Annotated in this window: 15 protein-coding genes and 1 tRNA gene; 15 read left to right on the forward strand and 1 reads right to left on the reverse strand. The window is 67.4% G+C overall.

Annotated elements, in window-relative coordinates; translation table 11 throughout:
- Positions 1-48: 48 nt before the first annotated feature.
- The 5 genes from secD (at position 49) to IRZ30_RS10865 (ending at position 4,770) form a co-directional block, all read left to right on the forward strand.
- Positions 49-1,518, forward strand: a complete 1,470-nt coding sequence (secD, locus tag IRZ30_RS10845) for a protein translocase subunit SecD (RefSeq protein ID WP_294085101.1) — start codon at positions 49-51, stop codon at positions 1,516-1,518.
- A 65-nt stretch (positions 1,519-1,583) separates the two neighbouring features.
- Positions 1,584-2,534 carry a protein translocase subunit SecF gene (gene secF, locus IRZ30_RS10850; protein ID WP_294085102.1) on the forward strand — a complete coding sequence of 317 codons (951 nt, stop codon included), beginning with the start codon at positions 1,584-1,586 and terminating at the stop codon, positions 2,532-2,534.
- On the forward strand, positions 2,531-3,907 hold the full coding sequence (locus tag IRZ30_RS10855) for an NAD(P)/FAD-dependent oxidoreductase (RefSeq protein ID WP_294085103.1): 1,377 nt from the start codon (positions 2,531-2,533) through the stop codon (positions 3,905-3,907). Before secF ends, IRZ30_RS10855 begins: the two co-directional genes overlap by 4 nt.
- A gap of 259 nt (positions 3,908-4,166) precedes the next feature.
- Positions 4,167-4,532: an antibiotic biosynthesis monooxygenase family protein gene (locus IRZ30_RS10860; RefSeq protein WP_294085105.1), complete on the forward strand. Its 366-nt coding sequence runs from the start codon at positions 4,167-4,169 to the stop codon at positions 4,530-4,532.
- A gap of 162 nt (positions 4,533-4,694) precedes the next feature.
- A tRNA-Arg gene (locus IRZ30_RS10865) sits at positions 4,695-4,770 on the forward strand.
- Between the two features lie 229 nt (positions 4,771-4,999).
- Here the strand turns inward: IRZ30_RS10865 and IRZ30_RS10870 are convergent.
- On the reverse strand, positions 5,000-5,287 hold the full coding sequence (locus IRZ30_RS10870) for a hypothetical protein (protein WP_294085107.1): 288 nt from the start codon (positions 5,285-5,287) through the stop codon (positions 5,000-5,002).
- Between the two features lie 525 nt (positions 5,288-5,812).
- On the opposite strand from IRZ30_RS10870, the gene IRZ30_RS10875 reads away from it, so the two are divergent.
- The 10 genes from IRZ30_RS10875 to dxr form a co-directional block, all read left to right on the forward strand.
- Positions 5,813-6,463 carry a polymer-forming cytoskeletal protein gene (locus tag IRZ30_RS10875; RefSeq protein WP_294085109.1) on the forward strand — a complete coding sequence of 217 codons (651 nt, stop codon included), beginning with the start codon at positions 5,813-5,815 and terminating at the stop codon, positions 6,461-6,463.
- 35 nt (positions 6,464-6,498) lie between these two features.
- On the forward strand, positions 6,499-7,014 hold the full coding sequence (locus tag IRZ30_RS10880) for a polymer-forming cytoskeletal protein (protein ID WP_294085110.1): 516 nt from the start codon (positions 6,499-6,501) through the stop codon (positions 7,012-7,014).
- Positions 7,015-7,191: 177 nt separating this feature from the next.
- Positions 7,192-8,118, forward strand: coding sequence for an SH3 domain-containing protein (locus IRZ30_RS10885; RefSeq protein ID WP_294085111.1), 927 nt, complete (start codon positions 7,192-7,194; stop codon positions 8,116-8,118).
- Positions 8,119-8,344: 226 nt separating this feature from the next.
- A complete protein-coding gene (gene rpsB, locus IRZ30_RS10890) occupies positions 8,345-9,154 on the forward strand; it encodes a 30S ribosomal protein S2 (protein WP_294085118.1) in 810 nt (269 codons plus the stop codon).
- Between the two features lie 92 nt (positions 9,155-9,246).
- The gene (gene tsf / locus IRZ30_RS10895; RefSeq protein ID WP_294085112.1) at positions 9,247-9,807 is read left to right on the forward strand and encodes a translation elongation factor Ts; all 561 of its coding nucleotides are present in this window, start codon (positions 9,247-9,249) and stop codon (positions 9,805-9,807) included.
- Between the two features lie 11 nt (positions 9,808-9,818).
- Positions 9,819-10,565 carry a UMP kinase gene (gene pyrH / locus IRZ30_RS10900; protein WP_294085113.1) on the forward strand — a complete coding sequence of 249 codons (747 nt, stop codon included), beginning with the start codon at positions 9,819-9,821 and terminating at the stop codon, positions 10,563-10,565.
- Between the two features lie 67 nt (positions 10,566-10,632).
- Complete coding sequence (frr, locus tag IRZ30_RS10905) at positions 10,633-11,190, forward strand: ribosome recycling factor (RefSeq protein ID WP_294085114.1); 558 nt, start codon at positions 10,633-10,635, stop codon at positions 11,188-11,190.
- A gap of 22 nt (positions 11,191-11,212) precedes the next feature.
- On the forward strand, positions 11,213-11,962 hold the full coding sequence (locus tag IRZ30_RS10910; RefSeq protein ID WP_294085119.1) for an isoprenyl transferase: 750 nt from the start codon (positions 11,213-11,215) through the stop codon (positions 11,960-11,962).
- Between the two features lie 15 nt (positions 11,963-11,977).
- Positions 11,978-12,832 (forward strand): phosphatidate cytidylyltransferase, encoded by an 855-nt coding sequence (locus IRZ30_RS10915; RefSeq protein WP_294085115.1) that lies wholly within the window; start codon positions 11,978-11,980, stop codon positions 12,830-12,832.
- A 15-nt stretch (positions 12,833-12,847) separates the two neighbouring features.
- The coding region (dxr, locus tag IRZ30_RS10920) for a 1-deoxy-D-xylulose-5-phosphate reductoisomerase (protein ID WP_294085117.1) at positions 12,848-13,720 on the forward strand (873 nt) is incomplete at its 3' end.

Consider the following 13,720-nt stretch of genomic DNA (forward strand, 5'->3'; position numbering starts at 1 on the left):
GAATGCCGGGGCCAGACCGCAGCGCCCAGCGACTAAGGAGTTTTCACCGTGCGGATCAAACCGGGTGTCGCGTTGATCCTCATCATCCTGCTCACGCTGGGCGCAGTCTGGATTGACCTCCCCGACGGCGTACTCGATCCGTTCAACTGGAAGGGCGACCGCATCACCGTCCATGAAGGGCTCGACCTCCAGGGCGGCCTGCAAGTCATCCTCCAGGCCCAGCCGCCGGCCGGGCAGTCGGTCAGCCGTGACGCACTCCTCGGCACGCGTGACACGATCGAGCGACGCGTCAACGCGCTCGGAGTCAGCGAGCCGCTGATCCAGACCCGCGGTGACGACCAGATCGTGGTCGAACTGCCCGGCGTGAAGGATCCCGAAGCCGCCGTCAACATCCTCAAGGAGACCGCACTCCTGGAGATCATCAACCCCAACGGGCAGTACCTCCCCGAGGGTACCCTGGTAAACACCACGCTGGGACCGGCTGACTCGGTCGGCACGGGCAGCCCGGCAGCCACGCCCGGCGCCACACCGAGTGCAACGCCGGAAGCTACCCCCGGCGCTGATGGCGCGGCCGGGACCGAGGCCCAAGCGACGCCGGAGCCGAGCGGTCCTGTCTACGAGACGATCGTCACCGGGGCGGACCTGAAGGACGCTTACCCCACCACCGACCCCCAGACCGGTGCATTGGTCGTCGGCTTCGAGCTGAAGCCTGAGGCCGCGCAGAAGTTCTACGACTTCACCAGCACTCACATCGGCCAGCCGATGTCGATCGTGGTCGACAAGCGGGTCATCAGCACCGCCGAGATCCGGAACCCCATCCGGGACCAGGGGGTGATCCAGGGGATGCCGGCCACCGAGGTCAACGCGCTGGCGCTCCAGCTCAAGTCGGGTGCCCTGGCCGTGCCGCTGGAAGTGGTGCAGAGCCGCACCGTCGGCCCGACCCTGGGCCAGGACTCGATCGACAAGAGCATCGTGGCCGGTATCGTGGGACTGGGGCTGGTCGCCCTCTTCATGATCCTCTTCTACCGCGTGCCCGGCGTCCTCTCGGTCGTGGCCTTGATGGTCTACAGCGCGATCGTCTTCGCCCTCTTCAAGTCGATCCCGGTCGTGCTGACCCTGGCCGGCATCGCGGGGTTCATCTTGTCGATCGGGATGGCGGTCGACGCCAACGTGCTGATCTTCTCGCGCATGAAAGAGGAGTTGCGACGGGGCATCCCGGTGCGGCGCGCCATCGAAGCCGGGTTCGATCATGCCTGGCCGTCGATCCGCGACTCGAACATCTCGACGATGATCACCTGCGTGATCCTGTACTGGTTCGGGCGGTATACCGGCGCCAGCATCATCCAGGGATTCGCCCTCACGCTCTTCATCGGGGTGGCGGTCAGCATGTTCAGCGCCATTACGGTCACCCGCACCCTGCTGCGCGTGATGCTCACCCGCGGGTTCTTCCACAACGAATGGTGGTTCGGGGTCGAATCGGCGCCCATCCCGCCGGCCGGGCGGACGGCCAGCCGATGATGAGCACCAGCGGCCCGATCGATGCCCCCGGGCATACCGGGGCACGGCGAGGATGCAGTTGACCCATGATCGATATCGTTGGTAAGCGCTACTGGTGGTTCCTGCTCTCGGCGCTGGTGATCCTGCCGGGGCTGATCTCCCTGGCCGTCAACGGCCTGCGCGTGAGCATCGACTTCACGGGCGGCACCCTGTGGGAGCTCCAGATGAGCCAACCGGTGCAACCGGGCGAGGTCCAGCAGGTGCTCGCCGACAACGGCTATCCCGGCGCCATGGTCCAGACCTCCGAAGACAACGTCGTGCTGATCCGGACCAAGGAGATCCAGCAGGGCTCCGAGGCCAAGAATCAATTGCTGACCGCCCTTCAGAACCAGTTCGGGCAGGTGACCGAATTGCGCCTGGAGTCGGTCGGCCCGACGCTCGGTACTGAGATCCGCAACCGGGCCATCATCGCGGTAGCCCTGGCGTCCGTCGGGATCCTGCTCTACATCGCGTTCGCGTTCCGCAACACCCAGAGCCCGTTCCTCTACGGCACCGCCGCCATCATCGCGATGCTGCACGACGTGGCCATCTTGCTTGGTATGGTCTCGATTCTCGGCTGGCTGCGCGGGATGGAGGTCGATGCGCTGTTCATCACGGCCACCCTGACCGTCATCGGCTTCTCCGTGCACGACACCATCGTCGTGTTCGACCGAATCCGCGAGAACCTGGCGCACAAGGTCGGTTCGACCTTCGAGGAGACGGTCAACTACAGCGTGGTGCAGACCCTGGTCCGCTCGATCAACACCTCGTTCACCACGATTCTCCCGCTCGCCGCGCTCTACCTCTTCGGGGGTGAGACGACCAAGACCTTTGTGCTCGTGCTGCTCGTTGGGATCGTGGCCGGAACCTACTCGTCGATCTTCAACGCCAGCCAGATCGTGGTTGCCTGGGAGAACGGCGAGATCCAGCGCCTCTTCGCACGGCTGCGCGGTCAGGGGCGGCAGAGCGTCCCGGCCAGGAAAGGCACGCGGCCATGAGCCCGGCCGCCGGTCCGCCCCGCCTCCGCGTCGGTGTGATCGGCGGCGGCATCGCCGGTCTTACCGCGGCCTACCGCTTCGCCCAGCGCGGCCACCAGGTCACCCTCTGGGAGCGTGGCCCACGCCTTGGTGGACAGGCCGCCGCCTTCCCGGTCCTCGGTACCGCAATCGAGTACTTCTACCACCACCTCTTCATGAGCGACCACGACATCGTGCAGCTCATGAACGAGATCGGCATCGGCGACGACCTTATTTGGCTGCCGTCTCCGGTTGGCTTCTTTGCCGACGGCAAGATCTACCCGCTCTCCGGAGCATTCGACCTGCTCCGCCTGGGCTGCATCCCGCTGATCGACCGGCTGCGCGTCGGCTTCACGACCCTGTACCTGCAGAAGCTGCGCGACTGGCGGCGCTTCGAGCACGTGACCGCCGCCGAGTGGCTGCGACGTGCGGTCGGCCAGCGCGCGTTCGACCGCGTCTGGGGCGCGCAACTCCGGGCAAAGTTCGGCCCTCGCTACGATCAGGTGGCGATGGTCTGGTTCTGGAACAAGATCTACCTCCGCACCCAGTCCCGGCCCTCGCTCCTGGCCAAGGAGAAGCTGGGCTACATCCGGGGCAGCTTCAACACCTTGATCGACCGGCTCGCGGAGGTGATCGCCGAGCAGGGCGCGACGATCAAGGTCGGCGTCGGCACCGACCGGCTGGAGCGACGCGACAACGAGTGGCTCGTGCGGACGAGCGAAGGCGAAGAGGTCACCTGCGACGTGATCGTGGCGACCGTCCCCTCGCCGATCCTCGCCAAGCTCTTCCCAGACCTGCCGGAGGACTACAAGGCCAAACTGACGGGCGCCGTCTATCAGGCCGCGGTCACCATGCTGCTCCAGACCACCCGCCCGCTGTCACATATCTACTGGCTCAATATCGGTGATCCGTCGGTTCCCTTCACCGGCATCATCGAGCACACCAACTTCATCGGCCCCGAGCACTACCAGGGACGCCACTTGATCTACGTCAGCAAGTACGTCGAGCACAACCACCCGTACCTGACGACGCCCGACGACCAGCTCTTCGCGGAGTACGTCCCCTACCTGCAACGGATCAACCCGGCGTTCAGCCCCGACTGGGTCGAGCGCTACTGGGTCTTCCGCGAGTACGCCGCCCAGCCGATCATCACCAAGAACTACTCCGCCCGGATCCCGGAACACCGCACGCCCCTACCCGGCCTCTACCTGGCCAACACGGCCCAGATCTATCCAGAAGACCGCGGCACCAACTACAGCGTCCGCATCGGCAACGTGGTCGCCGACCTGGTCGAGCAGGATCTCCGCGCGGGGCTCCTGCGTCCCGGCACGGCCACCGCGGCCAGCAATCCCTGATTGAGGCGCCCCACGCCGACCGCCCTGACGGTCCTGTCAGAATCATCGCGATAGTTAGTCTCACGTTATACACTGTGCATGGCGGATCGCGGTACATGTCGCGCGGCAGCCGTGGCGCTGCGGTGGGCCGCTGGACGGACGCTCTGCGGAGCACCTACCGGCCAGCGGGCACGTGCCCCCACCGGCCACCGAGCCGGTTCCTGGGAGCAGTGGAGCGGGGCGTGGCACGGGCGCTCCGATCGCACGAGGGAGACATGCGATGTTCGGGACAGTCGCCCGTATCCGGCCGAAGCCGGGTGAGATGCAGGCACTCCTCGATCTGAGCAAGGAGTACGACCGCGACCGCGGCAGGCGGATCAAAGGGTACGTCGCCGACTACATCTTCGAGTCCGAGAAGCACCCTGGGGAGTACCTCCTGGTCGCGATATTCCAGGACCGCGAGAGCTATATGGCCAACGCGGCGTCTCCTGAGCAGGATGCGATGTACCGCCGAATGCGCGCGCACCTCGCCGAGGATCCGGTCTGGGAAGATGGAGAGATCATCCTCGCCTCGCATGGCCCCGCGATGCCCGCGTGGGACGACACCAGCGGGATGATGGGCACCGAGCCGGCCTCCCCGGAGTAGGGGAGCGCCCGAGGGCGGATGATCCGGGGTCGATTCACCCCGACTCGCGATACGGAGCCGTGGACGGACGAGTGGGGCGACGCCCCGACGACCGGCGGGCGCCGCACGCGGCCGATTGCCGCCCAGGCGCCCGCCGTGGTATACTGACTGCTGCGTTGGCAGGCGCCCGTAGCTCAGTGGATAGAGCGTTTGCCTCCGGAGCAAAAGGCCGCAGGTTCGAATCCTGCCGGGCGTACCACCCGATGAAGAGACGAGCAGCCCGAGGGCATTCACCCCGGGCTGTTGCATTCCAGACGTCCTCGGGTGGCGAAGCCCTCGTCGCGGCTCAGCTTCCGCCCGTGCCCCGCTGTCATCCCGAGCGGTGGGGTGGTTCCGACGCGGGCTCCGCCGATGCCGTCGACCGCCGCCCCGCTGCGGCCGGCGCCGCGCAGGCGGACACCGTCACGCGAGGACACCCGTATGCGGTCCTAGTGCCGAGTTCGCTGGGTATCCCCGACTTCCCACTCGGCTCGCAGCAACTCCCGCCGGCGACGGCGCATGCGGATGAGCCGGTACCACAGGACCGCGGGTCCCGAGAGCGCGACCATCCCCACCACGATCCACAGCACGTGGGTCGCAGCGAGGAACCCGACTGTGCCCCACGACGTGGCGACCAGCAGGATCAGCAGTAGTGTCCAGAGCTTGAAGCCCACCAGGATCGCGATGAAAGCTCCGGCTCCCGGCCCGTCGTCACCCCCTGAGTGCCCGTGGTCCATGCGCCTTATCTACCCATTCACGCACGACTCGAGCCCGGTTGCCCGTCCACCGGGCGCACGGCTATCAAGCATACCTGATCTACGTGGCAGTGCTCCCGAGGGATGCGTCGGCCCTCGACAGATGGCCCGACAGCATGAGCGCCGCAGAATGCGCGCCGTGCCTGCTAGACAAACGTGTACGTACACTATATACTGTCGCTAACAACCGGCGTCCGGCGTCCACCGTGGCCGCGCTGTGCGGCCCTCGAGCGCCCATAGTACAATCGTTGGAGAGTGGGGCCGATGGTAGTTCGACCGAGAAGCGAGATCTGGCGCAGTGTTGCGCACACATTCGGCCACGACCCGGATTCGGAGAGTTTCGTTTCGCGATGGGTCAGTCATCTCCGTGGGTGGTGGTTTCGAACGCGCGATCCGCAGCCCGGCATCGGCGCACCCCATCCCGGATGGCTGTGGACGGCGACGGTTGCGCCCACGTCCCGCCTCGTGACCGCGACGCTCGACTGGCTGATGCCGGGAGGAAGGACCATGATCTTCCGGAAAGAGAACCGTAGCGAGTCGTTCCAGCGGCAGATCTCCAGCCTGCGCCAGCAGTTGCAGACGGAGACCGAGTCGCAGACCGACGAGTTCCGTCACAGCGAGTCTCAGGATACCTCGCAGTTCAGCGCGTCCGCCCGCGAGGGACGGGAGACGGCGGATACCTCGTTCAGCACGTCCCGTCCGGCGGAGACCACCGGGACGACCCAGATTGCCACCGCCGCGACGATGGGCTCGACCCCGCGAGGCACCTGGCAAACGCCGGACAGCAACACCAGCGTGATCGCCGGTAACGCGCACTGGAACGGCACGCTGCGCACCGAAGGGTCGCTCCACGTTCACGGGCGGGCCGATGGCGAGCTGCATGCGACCCACGACCTCTACGTGGCCGAAGGCGCCCAGGTGGACGCAGGGATCTTCGCCGACAACGTGGTCGTTGCCGGGCTGGTTCGCGGCACGATCGAGGCGCGCACCCGGCTCGAGGTTCTGCCGCAGGGCCACGTGTCCGGTGACGTTAAGGCGCCCAAGCTCGTCGTGCACGAGGGCGCCCGGCTGAGCGGGAAGCTGACCATGGAGAGCGGGGGCGCCGTCCAGTACTCGACGTCCAGTCAGAGCACCAAGTCGCGTCGCTCGGGCCGCTAGGCCCGCCGGACCGCCCTGTTGGGAGGAGGAGGCCGATGTCGTTTCGTCCAGGCGGGTCAAGCTCCGGCTTTGGCGAGGCGGGGAGCACCCAGATGCCCGAGGCCTACAGCCTGATCGACCGCCACTCGACCGTCGAGGGCACCTTCGCCTCCGAGCGCGACCTCCGCATTGAGGGACACATGCGGGGCACCCTGCGCTGCCAGGGATTGGTCTACATCGCCGAGGGGGCCGACGTCGACGCCACCATCGAGGCCGCCCACGTCACGGTCGCCGGGGACGTGCAGGGTCAGATCAACTGCCGCGGCAAACTGCAAATCATGCCGACCGGCCGCGTCCGCGCCACGGTCACGACCGAGTCCCTGGTCATCAACGAGGGCGCCATCTTCGAGGGCGAGCTGCACATGGAGGTCGGCTCGGTGGCCACGAGTTCGGCGGGCGAGTCGGCCGCGGACGATGGCGTACCGAGCGTGTTGCGCCGCTTCGCGGGTGAAACCGGGGAGTCCTCGGACGCCGAGACATCACCGGGTGCCCAGCGCGCGAAGGAAGAGTGACGCCCTCGCGGCCCACACCGGCACTGCGACACCGCGAAAGCCCGTGCTATAATGGCCCCGCCGGCTGGGGGTAACTCAGGAGCAGCCTCGGCCAGGGTATCGCTTTCCCTGCGCGCTCTCTGTTTGTGCCTCACGCCCCTGGCGGTTCCGTGACGACACCCGGCGCAAGGGGGGGCCATGACCGTACGGAAGTGCAGCACATGCAAGCACTACGAGCCAGCGCCGATTTGGCGCAAGGGTTGGTGCCGGAACCCACTGCTCTACTCGCCCCAGCAGAGCCATCTCGTTGGTGAAGACGATCTGGACTGCGATCGGGGCATGGGTAATTACTGGGAGCCGATCGACGCACCGCCAGGCGTCGCCGGCGTCACCCCGCCCCCGGATACCGACGCGGACCTGACCAACCCCAATCCCACGCCGACGTTCGAACCCCACGTCGCGCCCTTGAACTTCGTGCCGCCGCCCAGCAGCGGCGCCCGTTCCGGTAGAGGAGGCGAGATGCATCAGTACCCCGGCAGCGGACGTCCCGGCGACTTCGACGACGATGACGAGTTTCAGCGCCCCTCCACCCACGATCGCTCCCGCTCGCCCTTTTCCAGCGGGAGCGAGCGCCAGTTCACCTACTACAGCGAGGAGCGCTACTGGACCGACTACCTGCGGATCGCCGTCCCGGTAGTCGGGGTCATTCTCATGCTCGGCTTCGTCTGGTTCCTCCTTCAGTCGCTCCTCGGCGGTGACGACGAGGCCGGGAACAACGCGGGCGCGAATACCGTCCCAACGGTCGTGGTGGGCGCCACGCCCGGCGCCGGCACCGGCGCCGTCAGCACGCCGCGACCGCTGCCGACGACGGAGGTGACCCCCTCGCAGTCCGGCGGGACGATCGCCAAGGGCGCCACCGTCGTCGTCGCCAACACCGACGGCGCCGGCGTGAACCTGCGCGATAGCCCCAGCACCAGCGGCGAACTGATCGCGACGCTCGAAGAGGGAACGGAGCTCACCATCACCGGTGAGTCGGTCACGGCCGACGGCTACACCTGGTGGCCCGTCGAGGGCGACGGCCTCGAGGGGTACGTCGTTGAGGACTTCATTGAGCCGGCCCAGTAACTGACGCGGCTCGCCTCCAACGCGCAGCGCAGCCGATTGAGTGCGGAAATCGGCCTGTGCTATACTGAGCGTCGGCGGTATCAGCCGCCAAATTCACACGTGCCCGGACCGACCGTGGTGTGCCGCGAATGCGGTCCTCGGCCGGGATGAAGGGTACGGACGCCCTAACACCAGGAAGGATAGACCATTGGTCACCGCAGCCGATACCGAAGCCACCCGAGTCAGCATGAAGGCGCTGCTGGAGGCAGGGGTCCACTTCGGTCACCAGACCAAGCGCTGGAATCCCAAAATGCGCCCCTACATCTTCACCGAGCGCCATGGCATCCACATCATCGACTTGCAGCAGACGGTCCGTCTGCTCGAAGAAGCCCAGGACTTCGCGCGTGACCTCGCCGCTCGCGGCGGGCGTGTGATCTTCGTCGGCACCAAGAAGCAAGCGCAGGAAGCCGTCAAGAATGCGGCCGAGCGCAGCGGCATGTTCTACGTCAACCGCCGCTGGCTGGGTGGCACCCTGACCAACTTCGTCACCATCCGCTCGCGGCTCCGGTACCTGAAGGAGCTCGAGCGCCAGGCGGCAGCGGGTGAACTCGACACTCTGCCCAAGCAGGAGGCAATCCGCAAGCGCCGCGAGCTCGAAAAGCTCCGCCAGTCCCTCGGCGGTATGCGTGACATGACGCAGCTCCCCGCCGCGATCTTCGTCGTCGACCCGAAGCGGGAGAGCATTGCCGTCGCCGAGGCGCGGCGCCTGGGCATCCCCATCATCGCGATGGTGGACACCAACTGTGATCCGGATCTGATCGACTACGTCATCCCCGCCAACGACGATGCGATCCGGTCGGTCCGGCTGATCACCTCTCGGATCGCGGACGCCCTGATCGAAGGGCGCACCGAGCTGGAGAGCACGATGGCCGGCGAGCCGGGCGTCGGTGAGGAGCCGGAGGAGGAGCTGCCCGACTACTCCATCGACGAGGAAGAGCCGCTGGAGGACGAGGAGGAGTTGGAGGCCGAGACCGAGGCACCCTCGTCGCGCCGCTGAGGTAGAGTTGTCTCCGTCGGCCGGCGCGTGCGCCGGCCGAGTCATGTCTTGCGCCGAACACCGGACGCCACGTACATCCACGAGGAGGACCTGTGCAGATCACCACTCAGATGGTCAAGGAGCTGCGGGAGCGCACGGGGGCTGGCATCATGGATGCCAAGCGCGCGCTCGAAGAGTCCGAGGGCGACATGGACAAGGCCGCCGCGATCCTGCGGCAGCGCGGGCTCGACCGTGCTGAGAAGAAGGCCAACCGCGTCGCCTCGCAGGGGCTGGTCAAGGCCTACATCCATGGCGGCGGACGGATCGGCGCACTCGTCGAGGTGAACTGCGAGACCGACTTCGTGGCCCGCACCCAGGAGTTCCAGGATCTGGCCCACGACATTGCCATGCAGGTTGCGGCCATGAACCCGCGCTACGTCAGCGTCGAGGACGTCCCGGCCGATGTCCTCGCGGAGGGCGAGCGCGAGTACGGCGACCGCGACCTCTTCCTGAAGCAGGCGGTCCTGCTGGAGCAGGCCTTCATCAAGGATCCGAAGCGGACCATCAGGGATCTCGTCAAGGACTACATCGCCCGGCTGGGCGAGAACATCGTGGTGCGCCGCTTCGCGCGGTTCGAATTGGGCGTCGGCACCGGGGCGGCCGGCGAAGAGTAGGGGCACGAGCCGTGGGAGCAGGCGAATCCGGTCCCGGAACCTGTCAGCGACGCCGCTACCGGCGTATCGTGTTGAAGCTGTCGGGCGAGGCCCTCATGGGCAGCGCCGGGTACGGGATCGACCCGGCCGTGGTCCAGCGTCTGGCTGCGGAGATCGCACGCGTCGCCGCCGACGGCGTCCAGATCGCGATCGTCGTCGGCGGTGGGAACATCTGGCGCGGGCTGGCCGCCAGCTCGCGGGGGATGGATCGCGCCACGGCAGACTACATGGGCATGTTGGCCACCGTCATCAACGCGCTGGCGCTCCAGGACGCGCTCGAACACCAGAGCGTCCAGACCCGTGTGCAGACCGCGGTGGAGATGCACCAGATCGCCGAGCCGTACATCCGGCGCCGCGCCATCCGGCATATGGAGAAGGGCCGTGTCGTCATCCTCGCCGGCGGCACGGGTAACCCCTACTTCACCACCGATACCGCAGCCGCCCTGCGCGCGGTCGAGATCGGCGCCGAGGTCATCCTCATGGGGAAGAACAACGTCGACGGGGTGTACGACGACGATCCCAACATCAACCCGAACGCCACCCGCTACGATGTGATCTCCCACCAGGAGGCACTCGAGCGTCATTTGCGGGTCATGGATCAGTCAGCTCTCGCCCTCTGCCGGGAGAACGACCTGCCGGTCATCGTCTTCGACTTGAATCGCCCTGGCAACATCGAACGCGCGGCGCTCGGCCACGAGGTCGGAACCCTCGTCTGCTGAGCGCCGCGCGCACGCCTGATGCGCGCCGCCACGAGGCGGGCGTGGTCACACAACGCAGGAGGCCAGCGTGATCGAGGATGTACTTGCCGATGCCGAAGACCGCATGACGAAGACCCTCGACAACCTCCAGCGCGAACTGGCCGGTATCCGAACCGGCCGCGCCTCGCCTGGCTTGATCGAGCGCCTGGAGATCGACTACTACGGTACGCCGACCCCGCTGAATCAGGTGGCAGGGATCAGTGCGCCCGAGCCGCGGCTCCTCGTCGTGCAGCCGTGGGATCGGAGCGCCATGGCCGCCATCGAGAAGGCCATCCGCAGCTCCGAACTCGGACTCAACCCGACGAACGATGGCCAGGTCATCCGTATCGCCATCCCGCCGCTGACCGAAGAGCGTCGCAAGGCTCTGGTCCGGGTCGTGCGGCAAAAGGTGGAGGAGAGCCGGGTCGCGATTCGGAACATCCGGCGCGACGCCCTGGCGCAGGTGAAGGAGCTCCTCCAGGAGAAGCTCATCGGCGAAGACGATGAGCGCCGCGCCGAGCAACAGGTCCAGGAGCTCACGAACCGCTACATCAACGAGGCGGACAAGATTGGCAAGAACAAAGAGGCCGAGGTCCTCGAAGTCTGACAACGGCGCGGCCGTGGCGCCCATGACAGACCCGGCGACGCCCGCGTCGCCGGAGCGTGTCGTGCCGCGCCACGTCGCCATCATCATGGACGGCAACGGACGCTGGGCGACGCGCCGCGGCCTGCCCCGGATCGCCGGGCACGAGGCCGGGACCGAGAACATCCGCCGCGTCACCACCCACGCGGCCGAGCTCGGCATCAAGTACCTCACGCTGTGGGCCTTCTCCACCGAGAACTGGCGGCGCCCCAAGGAGGAGGTCGAGGGTATCCTCCAGATCCTGGCCCGCTCGATCGAGCGCGAGACCGCCGAATTGCACCGCAACGGGGCCCAGCTCCGCCATATCGGCAGTCTCGACGGCCTCGACCCTGAGTTGCAGCAAGCGGTACGCGACGCTATCGCCCTCACCCGCAACAACGACCGTATCGTCCTCACCCTGGCCTTCAACTACGGAGGGCGCGCCGAGATCATCCAGGCGATCCGCCGTATGATCGCCGACGGCGTCCGCCCGGAGGACGTGACCGAGGAGCTGGTCGATCGCTACCTCTACACCGCCGACCTCCCGGAACCGGATCTCATCATCCGCACGTCCGGCGAGCAGCGCACGAGCAACTTCTTCCTCTGGCAGGCAGCGTACGCCGAGTATCACTTCACCCCGGTCCTCTGGCCGGACTTTGGCCCGGAAGACCTCGAGCGCGCCGTCGACGACTACTGCCATCGCGAGCGGCGGTTCGGTGGCATCGCACCGGCCACCCCCGGCCGCGCTGCCGGCTAGTCCGGGCAGACGGCCATGTTGCGGCAGCGCTCTCGCAGTGCCGTCCTCATCGTCCTGGTCGCCGCCGTCCCTGCGTTTATCGGCGGGTACATCTTCGCGGCGGTCTTGCTGGCCCTCGGCCTGCTCTCCGTCGTCGAGTTGATGCGCGCTCTCGAAGCGAACGGCACCCGACCGCTCCGCACGGCCGCGCTCACGTTCACCGCCCTCCTCATCGCCGCGGTGACGTTCGAGGCATCCCCCTCGTTCCTGGCGGGGCTGCTCACCGCCGGCGTGCTCGGCACACTGGCCATTGCCGTCTTCCGCCCCCAGCCCATTCCAGGGCTCCAGGACTGGGCGCTGACGCTGGCCGGCACGCTCTACGTGGCGCTCCCGATCGCCCACTTCGTCGCCCTGCGGGCGCTGCCCGGTGACGCCACCCGCGGCTGGGTCAACCATCTCGTCGACCTGCTCGGCTCAGACGGCACCGGCCGCGGGCTCGCCTGGTTCGGCCTCGCCCTCTCCGTCACCTGGCTGACCGACACCGCGGCCTACCTGATCGGGCGCGCCTACGGGACGACGAAGCTCATCCCGACGGTCAGCCCCGGCAAGACCCGCGTCGGCGCCGCGGCCGGCCTCGCGGCCGGCGCACTGACCGGCATCGCCGCCGCCGCCCTGTTCGGCGTGCCGGTGGCCTGGTACACCGCGGGCGCGGTGGGCCTCGTGCTCGCCGCCGTCGGTCAGGTCGGCGACCTGGGTGAGTCGCTCATCAAGCGCAGCCTGGGCATCAAGGACATGGGGCACGTGATCCCCGGACACGGCGGCTTCCTCGATCGCATCGACGCCCTCCTCTTCGCGCTCCCGGTCGCGTACTATCTGGCCCGGCTGCTGTAGAGAGGTTCTGTCGATATGCGGCAACGCATCGCGATCCTCGGCTCTACCGGATCTATCGGCCGCCAGACGCTGGCCGTCGTTGACCACCTCCCTGACCGCTTCGAAGTGGTGGCGCTGGCCGCCGGGCACAACGCCGAGCTGCTCCAGGAGCAGGTGAACCGCTACCACCCCCGCCTCGTCTCGGTCGCCGACGGCTGCGACCCGCGCACCATCCAGGCACCGGAGGTGCTGTCCGGCGCCGAGGGGCTGGAAGCGGTCGCGACCATGCCGGAGGCCGACATCGTCGTCGTGGCCACCTCGGGCCACAGCGCCATCCGCCCGACACTGGAAGCCATCCGTCGCGGCAAGACGATCGCGCTGGCGAACAAGGAAGCCATCGTCTGTGCCGGGGAGATCCTGATCGAGGAAGCCCGCCGCCGCGGCGTCGAAATCCGCCCCGTCGACAGCGAGCACAGCGCCGTCTGGCAGTGCCTCAGCGTTCGGCACCAGGAGTCCGAAGTCGATCGGGTCACCCTGACCGCCTCCGGTGGCCCCTTCCGCGACACCCCCGCGGCTGAGCTTGCCACGGTCACCGTCGAACAGGCGATGGCGCACCCCACATGGCGCATGGGGAGCAAAGTCACCGTCGACTCCGCCACCCTGATGAACAAGGGCCTGGAGGTCATCGAAGCCCACTGGCTCTTCGACCTGCCCTACGAGCGGATCGATACCGTGATCCATCCCCAGAGCATCGTCCACGCGCTGGTCAGCTTCGCCGACGGCTCGGTCATCGCCCACCTCGCCGTGCCCGACATGCGCCTGCCGATCCAGTACGCCCTGACCTACCCGGAGCGCCCGCCCGCCCCGCACCTCCAACTCGACATCGCCGCCCTGGGCCAGCTCGAGTTC

The sequence above is a fragment of the Sphaerobacter sp. genome, from assembly GCF_019683595.1.
In the GTDB taxonomy this organism is placed as follows: Bacteria; Chloroflexota; Chloroflexia; order Thermomicrobiales; family Thermomicrobiaceae; genus Sphaerobacter.

Excerpts from the sequence above, each read along its gene's own strand:
- secF (WP_294085102.1), top strand. The coding sequence starts at position 1,584 with ATGATCGATATCGTTGGTAAGCGCTACTGGTGGTTCCTGCTCTCGGCG.
- IRZ30_RS10855 (WP_294085103.1), top strand. The coding sequence starts at position 2,531 with ATGAGCCCGGCCGCCGGTCCGCCCCGCCTCCGCGTCGGTGTGATCGGC.
- IRZ30_RS10860 (WP_294085105.1), top strand. The coding sequence starts at position 4,167 with ATGTTCGGGACAGTCGCCCGTATCCGGCCGAAGCCGGGTGAGATGCAG.
- IRZ30_RS10870 (WP_294085107.1), bottom strand. The coding sequence starts at position 5,287 with ATGGACCACGGGCACTCAGGGGGTGACGACGGGCCGGGAGCCGGAGCT.
- IRZ30_RS10875 (WP_294085109.1), top strand. The coding sequence starts at position 5,813 with ATGATCTTCCGGAAAGAGAACCGTAGCGAGTCGTTCCAGCGGCAGATC.
- IRZ30_RS10880 (WP_294085110.1), top strand. The coding sequence starts at position 6,499 with ATGTCGTTTCGTCCAGGCGGGTCAAGCTCCGGCTTTGGCGAGGCGGGG.
- IRZ30_RS10885 (WP_294085111.1), top strand. The coding sequence starts at position 7,192 with ATGACCGTACGGAAGTGCAGCACATGCAAGCACTACGAGCCAGCGCCG.
- rpsB (WP_294085118.1), top strand. The coding sequence starts at position 8,345 with ATGAAGGCGCTGCTGGAGGCAGGGGTCCACTTCGGTCACCAGACCAAG.
- IRZ30_RS10910 (WP_294085119.1), top strand. The coding sequence starts at position 11,213 with ATGACAGACCCGGCGACGCCCGCGTCGCCGGAGCGTGTCGTGCCGCGC.
- IRZ30_RS10915 (WP_294085115.1), top strand. The coding sequence starts at position 11,978 with ATGTTGCGGCAGCGCTCTCGCAGTGCCGTCCTCATCGTCCTGGTCGCC.